Below are 16,073 nucleotides of genomic sequence, written 5' to 3'. Positions count from 1 at the left end.
TCCACCACCTGTTCTCTAGAAGTTGTCGAGAGTTGTCCACACAGTTTTCCACAGTCGGTGTGACAAGCTACCCACGATGTACCACTCCCCTGAACGCTAGTGAGTCCTTGGCTCATCCGCAACCGGTTTGAGTGGCTTGCCAAGCGGGTCAAATGACTACACAAATGTGGTTTCATGGGTGTCACTTGATGGTCTGGCGGCGCAGGGTCATCAGTTTGCCGATAGCGACTCCGACAACGTAGAGTTGTTAAGTCGCTGTCTTCAGCGTCTACTTCCCCTGCGCCCATCCGGGCGCCCCGGAGGGACCGGCTCGCGTCGATCCCCCGGGTGATCCCCAAGACACAAGGGAGAACATCCCCGTGAAGCGCACTTTCCAGCCCAGCAATCGTCGTCGTGCCCGTAACCACGGCTTCCGTTCCCGCATGAGCACTCGCGCTGGTCGCAGCATCCTCGCTGCTCGCCGCCGCAAGGGTCGCGTCAACCTGTCGGCCTGAGTTTTTATGCTGCCTGCCCGGTCGCGGATGCACCGTCCCGGTGACTATCGTGCCGCGGTCCGCGGAGGCGTCAGGTCGGGTCGTCCTACTCTTGTCGTTCACGCCGGACGACACGCGCAATTCAGGTTCGACTCAGCTGATAAGACCGAGTTACCCACAGCACCTGTGGGTAACTGTGGTTCTGGTGAACCATTAGTGTCAACGACGACTTCCCGATCTGACCTTGACGTTACGCCGCGGGTCGGTTTTGTCGTGTCCAAGGCCGTGGGCAATGCCGTGACACGTAATCGGGTCAAACGTCGACTGCGTCACCTCTGCCGTCCTCTCGTGGATGAGCTCGAGGATGGCACCGTGGTCGTCGTGCGAGCTCTACCGGCTGCAGCGACCCAACCTGATCGGGTTGCCAAGGATCTCGACGGGGCATGGCACCAGGCATTGCGGAAACTGCGATGATAGCTGCGGCGATTCCCTCACGGCACCCGAACGACGACGGTGGCGTATGGGCAACGATGCGGCGTTTTCGTCCCCTTACCTGGCTAGCTATTGGATTTGTCAAAGGGTGGCGAGCCCTCATCTCGCCGCTCTACGGGGATGTCTGTAAGTACCAACCCAGTTGTTCGACGTACGGCCTGCGGGCGTTACAGGTGCACGGGGTCTTTCGCGCGACGCCGATGATCATCTGGCGGATTCTGCGATGTAATCCATGGTCCCACGGTGGGTACGACCCAGTGCCGGGCACCCCCGAGGCAAGGCAATGGCGTGAACTCCATCCGGAAACTGCGCGCTCAAAGAATGAACCGATTCACGATCTGACGGACGATAATCCCAGGGATCACGAACCGGCCCTACGAAAATCCATCCCCGGATACACCGATCCGGGGAGTACCCACACGGGTACCCCTTCCCACACCCGAGGTGAGAACTGATGCTCAACCCGCTGGTCATACTTAGCCTGGGCGGCGCCCTGCACACGATGGGTCACGCCATCATGGTGCCGTTGTACTGGGCAGTGTCCGGCCTGCTCGTCCTCTTCCATTACCTGTGGTCGCCGCTGTTCGGCCGCGACTCCGGTATCTCGTGGACGTTAGCCATCGTCTGTCTGACGATTTTCATTCGTTTGCTGCTGGTGCCGTTGTTCGTTAAGCAGATCAACTCTGCGCGATCGATGCAGCTTATCCAGCCGAAGATGAAAGCCATCCAGGAAAAGTACGGCGACGACAGGGAACGTGCCGGCCAGGAGATGATGAACCTCTACCGCGAGGAAGGGGTCAACCCGGCGGCGTCCTGTCTGCCTGTGTTGTTGCAGATGCCAATCTTTCTAGCGTTGTTTCGTGTGCTGGACGGCGTTTCCCGTGGTATCCCCCGAGGTCACTTCTTCGCTAAAAACCCTGGCCTGATGGAATCCCTGCAACATGCCAAGTTCTTTGGCGCTGAGTTGGCTGGTCGGTTCCTCCCCATGAACAACGGATTCGGTGGCACCCAGGTCGTCGCTCTTGTTCTCATCATCATCATGGTGGCGACGCTGTTCTACACCCAGCTTCAGCTGATGCGGAAGAACATGCCTCCGGAATCGCTAACCGGCCCCATGGCCCAGCAGCAAAAGATGATGATCTACCTCTTCCCACTGATGTACCTGTTCAGTGGTGTGAGCTTCCCGATCGGCGTCATGCTCTACTGGTGTACCTCGAACCTATGGACGCTAGGCCAGCAGGAAATCCTTATCCGTAACAACCCGACACCAAATACCCCGGCCTACATCGATTGGCGCGAGCGCATGATCGCCAAAGGCAAGGATCCCGACGAAATCGAGCGTGCTCGTCGCGAGAAGCGGCGTCGCAAAGTTGTTGCCCCCACCCCGGTAGCCACTATCGAAGATAGTGAGAAGCCGATGGTGGCCCGCCAAGGAGTGACCCGTCAAACGGTCCGCAAGGATGCCAGTGGTGGTCGTCAGGTGGTCCGTCGCCAGCAGCCTGCTAAACAGACGCGAGCCCAACGTAAGAAGTAAAGACCCCTGGGGCCTGTCCCGAACCATGAGTTGATCTTTTGAGAGGTAACAGATGAGCGAAAGCAGCGAGCGCAGTGAGGAGCTCGACGTCGATCGAGTCGAGGATTGCTGCAACCTCGATCCTGAGGAGATTGAGGCTGACGACGTCGAGTCAGAAGATTCCGATGACAATGACAGCGACGGCGCTGAAAACGATGACGAGGAGACCGGCGACCCTCTAGATGAGGAGGGTGACATCGCAGCCGATTACCTTGAGGAACTCCTCGACATCGCAGACCTAGACGGCGACATCGATACCTATGTGGAAAGTGGCCGAGCCCACGTTTCCATCGTCACGGATTCGCAGACCCTAGTTGGCAAAGATGGCAAGGTTCTGGAGGCTTTGCAAGAGTTGTCGCGGCTGGCCGTTATGACTGAGGTCGGGCACCGTTCCCGCCTCATGCTTGACATCGCCGGGTATCGGGAGTCACGTCGCAAGGATCTCGTGGTCTTGGCGACCGAGGCGATTCAATCGGTTAAAGAGACCGGCGAACCGGCTCATCTTGCCCCGATGAATCCCTTCGAACGCAAGATCGTCCATGATGCGGTCGCCGCAGCTGGGCTCGTCAGTGAATCTGAGGGTGTCGAGCCTAAGCGCCATGTGGTTATCACCCAGGAGCAGTGATGAGTGATTGAGGAGGGCCCGGTGAGTAACCGGGCCCTCCTCTTTGTGCCAGTCTTCTTCGCGTCTGGTGTTAGCTGTCCCCGTCCGTATGCCCAACGGATGGCGACCGCAAGGTGTGTTGAGAAGTGGCAAAGTTGGGCTGACAACGTCGTTAGACGTGAGGCGGTTTTCGTTGGAGACGAGATAATCACGGCGTTATAGTTTGAAGAGTGCCGATCTCTGCTCGCTCTATTTCCGTCTCCACGATGCTTGAGTTCATTGCGGCTCGAGGGTCAGCCTCCTTCCTGCAGACCCCCGCATGGGCACGGGTGAAGTCAGAATGGCGGGGTGAACGAGTAGGTTTCTATGACGGTGACGAGCTCACCGGCGTTGGACTGATCCTCTACCGAAAGCTTCCCAAACTGCCCCGTTACTTGGCTTATCTGCCGGAGGGGCCGGTTCTCGACTGGTCTCGCGACGATATAGCCGAGCACTTCGACGCGCTGGTGACCCACGTCAAGAAGCGTCAAGCTTTCGCGGTACGTATCGGACCGGCCGTCGTGCACCGTATATGGGGAACCAAAACCATCAAAACCGCTATTGCTGACGACAACATCACCTCGTTAACCGAGGTTGAGCCGGACATCGTAACTCCCGAAGGGGAACACGTCGTGTCGGTACTCAAGCAGGGCGGATGGATCACTGACGAAACCGGTCACGGGTTTGCTGCTGGTCAGCCGCAGTTCAACTTTCAGCTTTCGTTGCGCCACGAGGACGGCACTCAGAAATCCGAGGACGAGCTCCTCAAGGGCATGAATCAGCTGTGGCGGCGCAATATCAAAAAAGCTGCCAAATTTGGCGTTGAAGTGAAACTTGGCACCCGTGACGACCTGGCGCGTTTCCATAAGGTCTACCTGGAGACTGCTGAGCGCGACGGATTTACCGGTCGCCCGCTGGAATATTTCGAGCATATGTGGGATGTTCTCAATGCTGAGGAAGAAGGCCGTATGAAGGTCTTTCTCGCTGAACACGAAGGCGACGTTGTTGCTGCAACTACCTTTGTTACCGTCGGTGAGCACGCCTGGTATTCCTATGGCGCATCGACCACGGCCAAGCGGGAAGTGCGTGGCTCAAACGCCATCCAGTGGGCCATGATTCGCACCGCCAATGAGGCTAGATGTGCGGTTTACGACATGCGTGGCATCGTCGCTGGCGTGGGTGCTAACGACCCCGAGATTGGCCTCATCCAGTTTAAGGTTGGTAGCGGTGGCCAGGCAGTGGCCTTCCCGGGTGAGTGGGATAAGCCCATCAACCCGATCCTCTATAAGGCTTTTGACCTCTACATGAAACGACGCTGACATGCTTAAACTCATTATCGACGCTCAACGGTGGCGCAACCACCTGACGGCCTTTGCGAAGTCCTGCCCCGGAATCGTGCCAGTTACGAAGGGGAACGGATACGGCTTCGGGCATGAGTTGCTGGTTCAGGAGTCCCAACGACTAGGAATCGACATTCTTGCCGTCGGGGTAGCCCAAGAGGTGGCGTCGGTCCGTCAGTACGGTTGGGACAAAGATGTCATCGTCCTTAATCCGTGGCGCCCTGGCGACGAAGTAGCCGCCGGCCTGTTGAATGATCCCAAGGTCATTACGACGATTTCGCGGCGTGAGGACATTGCTGCGTTGCGTGACCTCGCGCCGAGCGCGTCGATTTTGGTCGAAGTCGAGACGTCGATGCATCGACATGGTGTTCCGGCCGACGAGGTGGCGGCTTTAGATCTCGACGGTTTTGACCTGCGAGGCTGGACTATCCACTTGCCGTCGGGGGCATCTCTGGACGAGGGCCGTGAGATGGCTCGGATTGTTAAGCAACATCCGCTGGCTTCACGAGGTATCTGGTTTTCCCATCTCAGCTGTGACGATTACATCGCGTTATCGAAAAAACTGGATGTTCCAGTGCGGATGAGGGTCGGTACTCGCCTGTGGTTGGGGGATGCCAATGCTTACCGTGTAACAGGGACTGTCCTTGACGTCCGCTGGCTACCGAAGCGGACTCCAGTGGGTTATCACCGTGTCAAGACTCATGCGGACGGATACATCGTTGTAGTGTCTGGAGGAACTGCGCACGGGGTCGCGTTATCTGCACCGATCTCAGCTCGGTCCCTACGCCAGTGGTTGATTCCTGGGGCCGAGGCCCTGCAGCAAATGGTGGGACGGGTTATTAGCCCGTTTACTATCGCGGGGAAGAAGGCAGTATTCGCTGAACCACCGCATATGCATTCGTCTTTGGTTTTCGTGGGTGGACCTGGGGAACCAACTCACGTTGGCGACGAAGTGCCGGTGAATGTACGCATGACAACGGCGACCTTTGACGAGATTTCGCTGGTGTGAAGTTGGAAAATGAGGTGGCTGTCGAGCCTTGTGACGGTTTCGAGGGCCCGATATGTTTCTTCCCCGTGATTGTGTGTCTTATCCCTGTGTTTGTCTGTCAGTAGGGCTGGCGGGCAGGAGTGTAAGCCTGTGACTGTGTGTCTCCTACCCCTATGTTTGCCTTCTCCCGCTGTTGGGTGAGTTGCCTCGAGGATGAGATGTGTTGGGCAAGTGTGGTTTCGGAGCTGTGTCACGGTTGAACGGGAGGATATAGATATTGGACTATATGTCGACAAAACGAGAAATCGATGAAGATGTGTTTCACGTGGAACGTGAAGTTGGGGCTGACCGGGTCATGTGAAAGTTCGGTCTGACTAGGCCTGAAGCATGTGGGTACATGGTGTGAAGGGTCGGTAATGAGGTTGTTTCGTAGACTAGGGATGTCCGTCGCTGTGAATTTCTGTGCTGGCGGAGGCGGGTAGAGTTGGCGAAATCCTGTGTGTACGCAAGTACTGTTAACGTTTGAGATTGTTGAGCTCGCACGTTGTGTGAGTGCGGCGACGTGATATCGGACGTGATAACGGCGACGTGATAATGATTGCTCGTGGCGCGGGAGCTGTTGTATTCCTGTGACGTCAAAGGACGTGTGTGATGTCAAGGCATATGACGGTGTGCCGTTGAGAATCATCAGCAAATCCCAGTAGAGACTGCCCTTAGACCCGTTGATTCGTGTGAGCTAACTCGTTGAACCTCCGCCAGCTTTACCCACCGACCCTACTGAGCCGCCACAGTGAAAGCACTCCAGTGGTCGGTGGTGGACAGCTCATGGTTACCAAGAACGCTTCTCATGAGGAGTCATCCTGTGAACTGGTGCGCCGTGGCTGAGGATCGGGCTGGAGTAGTGGTGCTCTTGTATGGAACCTGGTCAGCGATCAGTTAATCGGATTAGGTCAGTGAAGGGGGTTAGGTCAGTGAAGGTAGTCCCCCAACGCGATGCGAAGAATGTCGTCATGGTCGAGTTGAGCTAGCGAGGAAGTTGAGTCTTCTTCACTCATATTAGACGGGCAGCGTTGCTGAGAGCGCGAGAAAGCGAACCCAGTTCTCAGCCATGTCGCGAGATCGATGGAGTCTCGCCGCAGAACTACGTTGCTGAAATTCCCGTGTGTACAACTAGTTGAATACCGGTGGTATCTCGATGGTGGACGGTACTTCCTGGATGAGGCGATAATCCCTAAATCTATGGACTGCGTTTGACCTCTCTTGTCGAGGGTCATGTCTCCTCCCGTGGATCCGCATTCTGTGTCTTGAGTTCGTATGTTCTTGGGGTTCGCATGGTTCAAACTGGAGCTAGGCAACAGCCGTGGCAAGTCAGGGCTGGCGGGGCTATCGGGAAATTGCCAACCAGGTGACGCCTGGTGCGACTCCTGACCAGACTTCTACGGATCACGCTAACGGTCTTCTGTCGTTCGTCGTCGATAGTGACGTCTTGTTGCACGCCTACCTCAAGATGACGGACATGTTGGACGGGCGCCGATGTTCGGCGCTGGACTCGTGCGGTTGATGTTCAGCTGACTTGAACTTCCAGATGGACGCTGTTGTGATCACGGTGCTGAGTTCGGGAAAAGATCTCTCGGCGTTCTGGTTGTTGTGAATCGACTGGTGCGTTGGTAAGGCAATGCCTGCATTGGTCGGTCGTGGGAAAGTGAGCATGGTCAGGCTGTGATGGTTGGTGCGTCGAGAAGGCGCGAGCGTGCCGCCCAGGTGCTCGTGGTAAGGGACTGTTGAGATGAATGCCGGGCTGTTTCGAGTTGAGCTCAAGCTAGTGGTTCGAGCCTATCCGCTGTGTAAGCCGGGAGACGCCCCTTAATTTCACGCGCCTGTGCCCCGATATGGCCTGTCTGCTGTATGGTTCGGAAGACGTGTGTGGGGCTGACTAGCTGCTGTAGTTCTGGTGAATACACGTAGGAAAGGCGGAGTGAGGCGCCAAGCATGGCAGGATGTTCGGTATGACCTTGGTGAGTGACGATGCTATTGCCGACAGGCTGTATCGGGATAATTATAAAACGATTCGGCAATATGTCGATATATTGGTATCACGCGGGGTCGATTGGGGTCTAATTGGCCCTCGGGAGATTGGCCGACTGTGGGAGCGTCACATCCTGAACAGTATTGCTCTTGAGAGTTTGATACCTGAGGGTTGCCGCGTAGCCGACGTTGGAAGCGGAGCCGGATTGCCGGGTATTCCTTTAGCTATCCTGCGACCTGACCTCGAGATGACCCTCATTGAGCCGATGCTGCGCCGTTCGAATTTTCTGACTGAAGCACTTGACGAGTTGGGCTTGGACGATAGGGTGACCGTCGTCCGTGGCCGAGCCGAGGATGCTGATCTGCACGTTGATGTCGTTGTATCACGTGCCGTGGCAAAGTTAGCTACGTTGATTAACTGGACGGCAGATCTGATCGTGGAGTCGGGCAGTCTTCTGGCTCTGAAGGGGCAATCGGCTGATGACGAGGTCGTCAAGGCGAAGAAAGAGCTTTCAAAGCGACGTCTGTCTGCTGAAGTACTGCTGATCCGAGCTGATCCGGCCGCCGACGTGACGCGCGCAGTTCGAGTACGTCGTGCGGGTAAGTAAAAATGTGAGATGTTGCTGTAGGCGCTAGGTCAAATCGCTTGCATCATGGTCTCGGTGATGGTTCCGGACGGAGCTTGCAGCATGTCGTCGAAGTAAGTGACCGAGGCGGCATCAACGCATGTTGAACATGAATATCGGCCGGGCGTGGTGTCCAAGGCGAGGTGCATCGACGTCTGTAAGGCCGAAACTTGGTGAACCCGCTGGTGATATCGATCGATAAGTCGGATATTGGCCCCGGCGTTTGTGATAGATGATGTCAATGCTGTAATCGTTGCTTGTGAGTTGAGGTCCCGGCGAGTGGTGCGGCTACCATCAACACGCGGGCAGGGCACCAGCAAGGATGGCGGCAGGTGATCGTAGCGACACCAGCGGTGTGCGTGAGCTTGGGTGAGCTAGGACGCTCGTCCGTACCGATCATATGGGTACGGACGCTCGTCGAAGGCATGGCACTTGGATGACAGACCGCGCGTAGGAGAATGTGGTGTTTCACGTGAAACAGCGTGGTACGTCTCGCCAGTTCAGCACTGCGGGATAAGAGTTTTACGATGTCCAAGAACTGCGCGGGATGACAGGCAACAGACGCGTCATCAGTGGAAGCCTGAGCGAAAGAACAGCGAGACATCAGTTCCTAGCGTGGGACGACACACCGCCGTGTGTACCTTCGAGCAGACATACGGAGTGATCTGGCCATTACATCCAGGCGAAGGTGTGCTGATAGGTTGCCGGTTACGTATATAGCAGCCCGTCGGTTGGCGTGCTCAAGCTAGCAATTGACCTGAACTGGTGGCCCGACTGGCGGCGTCGCGGTTTTAAGTGAAGCATCCGAGTTCGAACGTCTGTGCTCGTCCGGTCGCAGGACAGGGGGTAACGATCTGCAACTAGGTAAGGACGTGCAATTGGCATGATGCGCGGAGTGAGCTGATCATGGGAGGCTTAGCATGTCTGAGCTGACGACGAACCCCGGTCAAGAGCAAGACACGACCCCGCCTCCAATGGTGTTCAACCCGACCCCGAGGCAATGGGGCTTCACCCGGTCATGCGTTCAGTTATACGGTCGTAGGATGTCGACGGCTCGGTGCAGCAGCCTTGGTTGAAGCAGGGGCCGAATGTCATACTATCATGATCAAATCGGCGGTATGGTCGGTCGAGTTGAGGTGAATTCACCGAAATATCGTCCAAGAATTGTGTCCAACACGTTCGGTCAACGCGTTAGCGGCCTGGTGACAGAGCTCGTGGAGGAGCTAGGCGCGTAGGTGGATACCAGGAGCCGTAACATGCTTCTACTGAACTGGTTGGACAGACGAGGCCAAGATGTGACCCGTTTCCCCTTTGTGGGTGCGTGCGGTTGGCGACGCCGTGAACACGCTTGGTGACTGACGTGAGCTCCAGACTAAAGACTCGTGTGGGATTGGTGTGGGACCAGTCGCATGAAGCGGTCACGCGCGCTTGATGCTGCTGCCTGCCCACGAGCTATTTCAGCGGGCCAGCCCGGCCGGTATGTTGGCTGCAGGTAACCGTAGGACTGGGGTTTAACGGGGCGGCTGTGTTTCGTTTTGACTCAGGCACGTGGATAATGGCGTGGCGGTTCTATGAACGTGACGTTGATGGCTGCAACGTTGTGTCGATGAACGGAGGATCAGCGCGAGGTATGGAAATCTGGGCTGTCCACCGGTGGGAAGCGGTTATCCACAGGCTACTGCTATCAACATAGGTAGTTATCCACAGCTGCCGGATGACTCTGGCGCTGAAGGATGTGGCCGGTAAAGTGACCGAGTGTCAGTGTTTCACGTGAAACGTCACTCCGCTCGCGACTGAAAGGATGCGCATGACCAACGAGGTCCCCATCTATGACGGAGCGCCCAAGCGCGCGGCATTCGATAGTCCCGATGTGCTCGAGGTCGCGGAATCTTCTGCCGATAGTATCGATGGCCCGGCGGCACCAACCGTGCCCTTGACTCTCCCACGTCCAGCGTCGCCGAGAACTGTTGTGGTGGCCAATCAGAAGGGCGGCGTTGGCAAGACGACTACTGCAATTAACTTCGCGGTTGCGCTGGCTATGAGTGGACTCAAGGTGCTCGTAATTGATACCGATCCACAGGGTAATGCTTCGACGGCGCTTGGGATCGACCACGAAGCGGGAACGCCAGGAACGTACGAAGTTCTCCTAGATGAGGAGGACATTGGTCTTGTCGCGAAGCCAAGCCCGGAAGCTCCGGGTCTTGAAGTGGTCCCAGCCACGATCGACCTTTCCGGCGCTGAGCTTCAACTTGTAGACGTGAAGGGGCGTGAACGCCGCCTGCGGAAGGCGTTGCGGAAGTATTTGAAGAATCATGACGTGGACTACGTGATTCTCGACTGTCCCCCATCACTTGGGCTTTTGACCCTCAACGCGCTGGTGGCTGCCGACGAAGTGTTGTTGCCAATTCAATGTGAGTACTATGCCCTTGAAGGCGTCACGCAGCTGATGCGAACGATCGAAGCGGTTCGGCATGCGATGAATAAAGAGCTCCGTCTGGGATCGATCCTCATGACAATGTTCGATGGTCGAACACGCCTCTCTACCCAAGTGGATGAAGAGGTTCGTACCCACTTCGCACGTGAAACGATGTCAACGCGCATACCGCGGTCTGTCCGAGTTTCGGAAGCACCGAGCTATAGCCGTAGCGTTTTGACTTACGAGCCGACATCAGCGGGGGCAGTTGCGTATCGCGAAGCTGCTGCTGAGTTTGCAAAGCGGCACGCGTGCGATGAGCACAGTACAAACACCAGCGGTGTGAAGCACCCCGATGCTTCTGACACTAAGAAGGGATGACAGTGGCAGCCAAGCACAGCGGTTTAGGGCGGGGTTTCGGAGAGTTGTTTCAACGCACGGATCTCGATGATGATGACGAAGAGCGCGTTGATGACGCTAGTACTGACGGCGACGCGATAAACGAACGTGTTGGAGGCTCTCGGCTCGAGCTCATCTCCGTGGATGAGATCTCTCCGAACGCGCGCCAACCGCGTAAAATGTTTAACGAGGAAGAACTGACCGAACTCTCTGAGTCTATCCGGGCGGTCGGAGTTCTGCAGCCTGTAGTTGTGACCCCAGCCGACAACGGCTACGAACTCGTTATGGGTGAGCGTCGGTGGCGTGCTGCTCGCAAGGCCGGCCTCGCAACGGTTCCTGCGATCGTGCGCACCACGGCGAGCGAGGACATGCTGCGAGATGCGTTACTTGAGAACCTCCATCGCGTGCAGTTAAATCCTCTTGAAGAAGCAGCCGCTTATGAGCAGATGCTCAACGATTTTGGATGCACTCAGGATGAGCTCTCTGAGAAGATCCAGCGTTCCCGGTCACAGATTGCGAACACCATCCGGTTGCTCAAACTTAGCGCGGACGTGCAGAAACGACTTCTTGATGGTGAGATCACCGCTGGTCACGCTAGATGCCTTTTGGCGATTGATAATCCTGAGGTACAAGTCGGCACAGCGAATCGCGTCGTAGACGAAGGTTTATCTGTACGCGCGACTGAAGAGCTGGTTCGTCAGACTTTGGACGATACGACAGAGGTTAAGCCGCATCAGCGGAAAAAACCCGGTCGGGATACTGAGGCCGTGAAGCTGGGAGAACAGCTATCTCAGCGGTTCCGTACCGCAGTCAAAGTGCGGCGCCGTAATGGGAGAGGCACCATAACCTTCCCATTCAATGATAATGAAGAGCTAGAGCGACTTATCGACATATTTTCTGACTGATGAGGTAAGACACTGAACGCGTTCGGCCACGGAAGAGAGCGTGGCCAAAGGCGTCACGCCGAACCCTGGTCGCGGTCGGACCGATGTTGCTCGCAATGGATACGTGCGTTAAGGACGGGAGTAGCTCGCAGCGGTCGCTAGTTTGCGAAAAACAGTGCGTTGTGTGAGCACGCTGCTACACGTCAAAGGTTTGCTGCAATGAGGTGATGCCTGGAGCACAGTACCGGAGTAGGTAGCGGGAGAGTACATACAACCCGTCACTCAGTTGGTGCGCCATGATGAGCCCAATAGTCTTTCGCGTCATCAATACGACAGTTGACATCCTTACGAGCGAAATACTCCGCGACGAAGGACAGGAACGGAATCGTTCCGGCCAAAGCGATGATGAGCAGGCGGGTTAGTGGCCAGCCTGCCTTGCGTCCCAACAAATAGGCGGTGATGAGTAGTACGGGGTAGAGCCATCCGTGGGAGATTCCAACCACGTTGACCATCGTCGGCCTGCCCGCCGCGTACTTGAGTGGCATCGCTACACACACGAGAACAATCAAGAGTGTTCCCACAATGTACGCCATAACGCGGTAGCAGAGCAGGGCTTTGCGAACCCCTGAGATGTCATCAGGCTCGATCCATGGCTCTGTTTCAGTCTCGGCGGTAGTCTCAGAGTGACGGGAGTCCGTCGAGTGGTCGTGGGCCGCATCGCCAGCGCGAGTGTCGTCAGAGATGTTGTCAGGTGTCATATAAAAGTCGTCACTGGTCACGTCGTCGCTGTGTTTCACGTGAAACAGAGTACTGAAGCACGTCAACTGACGCTGCATCGAGCAGGCCGTCATTCCTTATGCTTGCCCGCTGCGCGGGCGAAGGCGAGAGACATGGCAACAGTAAAGATCGCAAAAACCCACCATTGCAATGCGTAGCCGCGATTACGTTCGCTACCGTCACCCTTCGGGAGTACTGGTTGTGCTGGGGCGAGCCCCTGAGCGAGCGCATTTTTCTTATCGAGGGTCAGGGTTGCTGGTACCAAGGGTTGGGGCCACGTCTGGGTCAACACTTCCAGCCGCAAGGAGGGGAGCACGGCAGCCGGCATCTGTGAATTTCGGCGACCGTCATCGGCTTCAGATGCCGCGAGCACACCCGTCACTGTTATAACGCCCGTGGGCGCAGCAGGGACTCTCTCGCCCTTCGAGAGCTTGCCGCGAACTATGGCCATCGTTTCCCCGGAGGTCAATTTGATTCCCGTTACGACGCGTACTGGCCACGATGTGCCTATCAAGGTTGTGGTCGACCGTTGGAACGTGCCCGTCACCGTCACCCGGCGTCCGTACTGGGCCATGACATCGGCCTTCTTAGGAGCCTCATTCCAGGTGATTACTGGACCGTTGATACGCGCCTGCGTCGAGTCGTCACGTTGGGACTCAAAAACGTTCATCTGCCACAGTCCGAGGAAGACCATCACACTGGCAAGGACGACGCCGAGCAAGACGACAGATGCCTGCTTGACGCGCACGGCGTGGCGGGAGCCCTTCATGTGCACACTGTCAGCCATGGTTGCGAGCGACGTCATCGACGAGTCGAGAGCACACCTCGCCAAGGTCTAGACCGGCGGCTTTCATAGCCACGGGTACGAGCGAAGTAGCTGTCATCCCGGGAGCAGCACCGGCCTCCAAGAAAACTGGGCGACCGGACTCGTCCACGATCGCATCGACACGAGATATCCCGGAGAAATCGAGCTCCTTTTGCACGACTCGGGCCATCGCCGTCGCGGTTTGGGCCGCTGTATCGCTAATGTCTGCAGGAGCTGTTAGTCGTGTCTCACCACCGGTGTACATCGCTGAATAATCATAAACACCACCGACAGGGCGAATCTCGACGGCTGGCAGCACACGCGTGCCTTCAGACGTCGTGATCATGCCTATTGCGAGCTCAGTGCCCACAATGAATTCCTCGACTACAACCATGTCGTCATAGGCATAGGCGTTCGCGACGGCCTGAGGAAGATCGTCGACGCCATCGACTTTTGTGACGCCGAGGCTTGAGCCCCCACGTGCCGGCTTAACGATGACCGGAAGGCCAAACTTTTCGGCGATCGAACGCATGACCGTCTGAGCGCCAAGCTCACGGAAGACGTCATGGGGTAACGCGACCTGCTGTGGTGTGACGATCCCGGCTGCGGCCACGGCGCGAGATGCGATGGACTTATCGAAAGAGATACGGCAGGTTGCTGGACTGGAGCCCACATAGGGGATGCCCATGAGCTGAAGTACTTCAAGAAGGGCACCATTTTCGCCAAGACCACCGTGCAACATGGGAAACACGACGGCACCGTCGTTGGCACGCAAGGTCTCAATGAGTGCGGAGTCAATATCGGCTTCCACGACTTCGTGTCCGACCCGCCGCAGCGCTTGTGCAACGGTGCGACCCGACTTCAGAGAGATATCGCGCTGGTGGCTGAGTCCTCCGGCAAGGACGACGACTGGTTGCAACATGCCCCCATTCAACCAGTGCCAAGACAATGATGGCATAACCGACCCTCCCCGTATCTATAAGACAATGGCAGCAACGTGGGAGCAGCTTGGGAAAGCGTCCGCCTGAGGCGTGGTTGAAGCACGCCGGGCCGATGCTCACATAGTTATCAAACTGCGCCCGCCATAGAAGTGAGCAATAAACGACAATTGTTTGAAACAAACCCGCTACGGGGCGAGCTCAAAGTCGCTCCCGGCAGCTCCTTCTTCCATATATAGCTAAGTCGACATAACGTTATATCTATAGAACGCGAATTGGAGTCGCATCGCTGCAGGGTTTGATCCCTGTCAGAATCACGCCAAGTTCGGACCAGGCCCCAAATCGCGGGAATGACGCCGCTCGTCAGCCAGCCCGAACGTCTCGGCGATTTCCAGCTCTTCACGCATCACACCAGCCAGTCTCTCGACACCGACTTTGATGCGCTCAGGAGTCGGGTAACAGAACGACAGGCGAATATTGCGCTGACCACGACCATCCGCGTAGAACGCCGTCCCCGGCGTATAAGCGACAAACTTCGTCACAGCTCGAGGAAGCATGGCGGCAGAATCGATCGCTCCCGGCATCGTCAACCAGACAAAGAACCCGCCAGATGGGTGAGACCACGTCGTCCCCTCAGGCATAGTCTCAGCCAACGAGGCCAGCATAGTGTCACGACGGATGCGGTACATATTGATGAAGCTATCCACCTGGGCACGCCAATCCCAATGGGCCAGGTAGCTCGAGACAGCAAACTGGGAAAAGACCGGCGGGCACAAGGTCGCCGACTCCTGGGCAAGAACCAGTTTGTCGCGTACGAACGACGGCGACAGAACCCAACCGATGCGGAAGCCTGGCGCGAATGTCTTGGAGAAGGACCCCAAGTACACGACGTTGTCGGGATCCATCGACTTCAACGTCGGCAGTGGATCACCATCGAGGTTGAGTAACCCGTACGGGTTGTCCTCAACCACCAACAGATCCAGCTCGTCAGCCACCGCTAGGATCTCCCGGCGACGCTCGGTGGATTGCGAGATTCCCGACGGGTTCGAGTAGTTAGGAACCGTGTAAAGGAACTTCACCGACTTGCCGTCTTGACGCGCTGCAGTCACTTTCTCACGCAGGGATTCCGGAACCAACCCGCTGTCGTCCATGTCGACGTGAATGACCTCAGTTTGGTACGAGGCGAAGGTATTGAGCGCCCCGACATAAGCCGGCGACTCGGCCATAATGACGTCGCTTGGGTTGCAAAAAATGCGCGTGACGAGATCCAGGCCCTGCTGAGAACCACACGTGACAGTGACGTCATCAGGGTCTGCGACGAGCCCCTCAACGGCCATCACCTCGCAGATGTGCTTGCGCATCTCAGGTTCACCCTGCCCCGACCCGTATTGCATAACGACAGTGCCGCGAGTATCAACGAGCTCCTTCAACGACTCACTGACGACGTCAAGAGGGAGGTCGGCAATGTTAGGCATACCACCGGCTAAGGAAACGACCTCGGGGCGATTCGCTACCGCGAACAGGGCACGGACGGGAGAGGTTTTCAATCCCAGGGAGCGGGTGGAATACCGATCGTGGAACTTGTCAAAGGTGGTGTCGACTCGGCGGTCGGTAGCAGCGTCAGCGGCCTCGTGAGCAGCAACGGCGGCTTTGACGCGCACGCTATCGGTCGGAGGAACAGGTTGCCTGGTGATGTG

General features: G+C 56.8%; 21 protein-coding genes and 1 pseudogene. 13 read left to right on the top strand and 9 right to left on the bottom strand.

Features of this window, described 5'->3' with window-relative positions; genetic code table 11:
- Nucleotides 1–359: 359 nt before the first annotated feature.
- The 8 genes from rpmH to CPA42_RS12510 are packed head-to-tail and all read left to right on the top strand — an operon-like array spanning nucleotide 360 to nucleotide 5,530.
- Nucleotides 360–494, top strand: coding sequence for a 50S ribosomal protein L34 (gene rpmH, locus CPA42_RS12545; RefSeq protein ID WP_002512704.1), 135 nt, complete (start codon nucleotides 360–362; stop codon nucleotides 492–494).
- A 6-nt stretch (nucleotides 495–500) separates the two neighbouring features.
- Nucleotides 501–947 (top strand): ribonuclease P protein component, encoded by a 447-nt coding sequence (gene rnpA, locus CPA42_RS12540; protein WP_002515858.1) that lies wholly within the window; start codon nucleotides 501–503, stop codon nucleotides 945–947.
- Entirely contained in the window at nucleotides 944–1,420 is a 477-nt protein-coding gene (yidD, locus tag CPA42_RS12535; protein ID WP_073868042.1) for a membrane protein insertion efficiency factor YidD, read from the top strand. The genes rnpA and yidD overlap by 4 nt, the downstream gene beginning before the upstream one ends.
- Nucleotides 1,420–2,499 (top strand): membrane protein insertase YidC, encoded by a 1,080-nt coding sequence (gene yidC, locus CPA42_RS12530; protein WP_002515853.1) that lies wholly within the window; start codon nucleotides 1,420–1,422, stop codon nucleotides 2,497–2,499. The genes yidD and yidC overlap by 1 nt, the downstream gene beginning before the upstream one ends.
- A 52-nt stretch (nucleotides 2,500–2,551) precedes the next feature.
- Nucleotides 2,552–3,163 (top strand): Jag family protein, encoded by a 612-nt coding sequence (locus CPA42_RS12525; RefSeq protein ID WP_002518550.1) that lies wholly within the window; start codon nucleotides 2,552–2,554, stop codon nucleotides 3,161–3,163.
- Between the two features lie 3 nt (nucleotides 3,164–3,166).
- Nucleotides 3,167–3,364 carry a hypothetical protein gene (locus tag CPA42_RS12520; RefSeq protein ID WP_002515712.1) on the top strand — a complete coding sequence of 66 codons (198 nt, stop codon included), beginning with the start codon at nucleotides 3,167–3,169 and terminating at the stop codon, nucleotides 3,362–3,364.
- An 8-nt stretch (nucleotides 3,365–3,372) separates the two neighbouring features.
- Complete coding sequence (locus CPA42_RS12515; RefSeq protein WP_002515788.1) at nucleotides 3,373–4,500, top strand: lipid II:glycine glycyltransferase FemX; 1,128 nt, start codon at nucleotides 3,373–3,375, stop codon at nucleotides 4,498–4,500.
- Between the two features lies 1 nt (nucleotide 4,501).
- Nucleotides 4,502–5,530 (top strand): alanine racemase, encoded by a 1,029-nt coding sequence (locus CPA42_RS12510; RefSeq protein WP_002515862.1) that lies wholly within the window; start codon nucleotides 4,502–4,504, stop codon nucleotides 5,528–5,530.
- A gap of 229 nt (nucleotides 5,531–5,759) precedes the next feature.
- Here CPA42_RS12510 and CPA42_RS12505 read toward each other — a convergent pair whose 3' ends face one another.
- Nucleotides 5,760–6,203, bottom strand: coding sequence for a hypothetical protein (locus CPA42_RS12505; RefSeq protein ID WP_002518548.1), 444 nt, complete (start codon nucleotides 6,201–6,203; stop codon nucleotides 5,760–5,762).
- A gap of 274 nt (nucleotides 6,204–6,477) precedes the next feature.
- Nucleotides 6,478–6,849: a hypothetical protein gene (locus CPA42_RS12500; protein WP_002518547.1), complete on the bottom strand. Its 372-nt coding sequence runs from the start codon at nucleotides 6,847–6,849 to the stop codon at nucleotides 6,478–6,480.
- A gap of 20 nt (nucleotides 6,850–6,869) precedes the next feature.
- On the opposite strand from CPA42_RS12500, the gene CPA42_RS12495 reads away from it, so the two are divergent.
- Both CPA42_RS12495 and rsmG read left to right on the top strand, forming a co-directional pair.
- Entirely contained in the window at nucleotides 6,870–7,070 is a 201-nt protein-coding gene (locus tag CPA42_RS12495; protein ID WP_002515808.1) for a hypothetical protein, read from the top strand.
- A gap of 436 nt (nucleotides 7,071–7,506) precedes the next feature.
- Nucleotides 7,507–8,142 (top strand): 16S rRNA (guanine(527)-N(7))-methyltransferase RsmG, encoded by a 636-nt coding sequence (gene rsmG, locus CPA42_RS12485; RefSeq protein WP_002518545.1) that lies wholly within the window; start codon nucleotides 7,507–7,509, stop codon nucleotides 8,140–8,142.
- Between the two features lie 29 nt (nucleotides 8,143–8,171).
- Here rsmG and CPA42_RS12480 read toward each other — a convergent pair whose 3' ends face one another.
- The 3 genes from CPA42_RS12480 to CPA42_RS12470 form a co-directional block, all read right to left on the bottom strand.
- Nucleotides 8,172–8,402, bottom strand: a complete 231-nt coding sequence (locus CPA42_RS12480) for a hypothetical protein (RefSeq protein ID WP_002515810.1) — start codon at nucleotides 8,400–8,402, stop codon at nucleotides 8,172–8,174.
- On the bottom strand, nucleotides 8,399–8,764 hold the full coding sequence (locus CPA42_RS12475; RefSeq protein ID WP_002518544.1) for a hypothetical protein: 366 nt from the start codon (nucleotides 8,762–8,764) through the stop codon (nucleotides 8,399–8,401). The genes CPA42_RS12480 and CPA42_RS12475 overlap by 4 nt, the downstream gene beginning before the upstream one ends.
- A 587-nt stretch (nucleotides 8,765–9,351) precedes the next feature.
- Complete coding sequence (locus CPA42_RS12470) at nucleotides 9,352–9,582, bottom strand: hypothetical protein (protein ID WP_002518543.1); 231 nt, start codon at nucleotides 9,580–9,582, stop codon at nucleotides 9,352–9,354.
- Between the two features lie 103 nt (nucleotides 9,583–9,685).
- Between CPA42_RS12470 and CPA42_RS12465 the strand changes: the two are divergent.
- The 3 genes and pseudogenes from CPA42_RS12465 (at nucleotide 9,686) to CPA42_RS12455 (ending at nucleotide 11,877) form a co-directional block, all read left to right on the top strand.
- A pseudogene (locus CPA42_RS12465) lies at nucleotides 9,686–9,906 on the top strand (hypothetical protein).
- Nucleotides 9,907–9,961: 55 nt separating this feature from the next.
- Complete coding sequence (locus CPA42_RS12460) at nucleotides 9,962–10,954, top strand: ParA family protein (protein ID WP_002518541.1); 993 nt, start codon at nucleotides 9,962–9,964, stop codon at nucleotides 10,952–10,954.
- Nucleotides 10,951–11,877, top strand: coding sequence for a ParB/RepB/Spo0J family partition protein (locus CPA42_RS12455; RefSeq protein WP_002518540.1), 927 nt, complete (start codon nucleotides 10,951–10,953; stop codon nucleotides 11,875–11,877). The genes CPA42_RS12460 and CPA42_RS12455 overlap by 4 nt, the downstream gene beginning before the upstream one ends.
- Before the next feature lie 257 nt (nucleotides 11,878–12,134).
- Here CPA42_RS12455 and CPA42_RS12450 read toward each other — a convergent pair whose 3' ends face one another.
- The 4 genes from CPA42_RS12450 to CPA42_RS12435 form a co-directional block, all read right to left on the bottom strand.
- Nucleotides 12,135–12,707 carry a DUF3817 domain-containing protein gene (locus CPA42_RS12450; protein ID WP_002518539.1) on the bottom strand — a complete coding sequence of 191 codons (573 nt, stop codon included), beginning with the start codon at nucleotides 12,705–12,707 and terminating at the stop codon, nucleotides 12,135–12,137.
- A complete protein-coding gene (locus CPA42_RS12445) occupies nucleotides 12,704–13,420 on the bottom strand; it encodes an SURF1 family protein (RefSeq protein ID WP_002518538.1) in 717 nt (238 codons plus the stop codon). Before CPA42_RS12445 ends, CPA42_RS12450 begins: the two co-directional genes overlap by 4 nt.
- The gene (locus CPA42_RS12440) at nucleotides 13,413–14,360 is read right to left on the bottom strand and encodes a D-alanine--D-alanine ligase family protein (protein ID WP_002515704.1); all 948 of its coding nucleotides are present in this window, start codon (nucleotides 14,358–14,360) and stop codon (nucleotides 13,413–13,415) included. The genes CPA42_RS12445 and CPA42_RS12440 overlap by 8 nt, the downstream gene beginning before the upstream one ends.
- 330 nt (nucleotides 14,361–14,690) lie before the next feature.
- The gene (locus CPA42_RS12435) at nucleotides 14,691–16,037 is read right to left on the bottom strand and encodes an aminotransferase-like domain-containing protein (RefSeq protein WP_002515879.1); all 1,347 of its coding nucleotides are present in this window, start codon (nucleotides 16,035–16,037) and stop codon (nucleotides 14,691–14,693) included.
- Nucleotides 16,038–16,073: the final 36 nt, after the last annotated feature.

Source organism: Cutibacterium acnes, from assembly GCF_003030305.1.
In the GTDB taxonomy this organism is placed as follows: Bacteria; Actinomycetota; Actinomycetes; order Propionibacteriales; family Propionibacteriaceae; genus Cutibacterium; species Cutibacterium acnes.
Note: the sequence above shows the minus strand (reverse complement) of the source record. Positions and strands in the feature narration are given on the sequence as shown.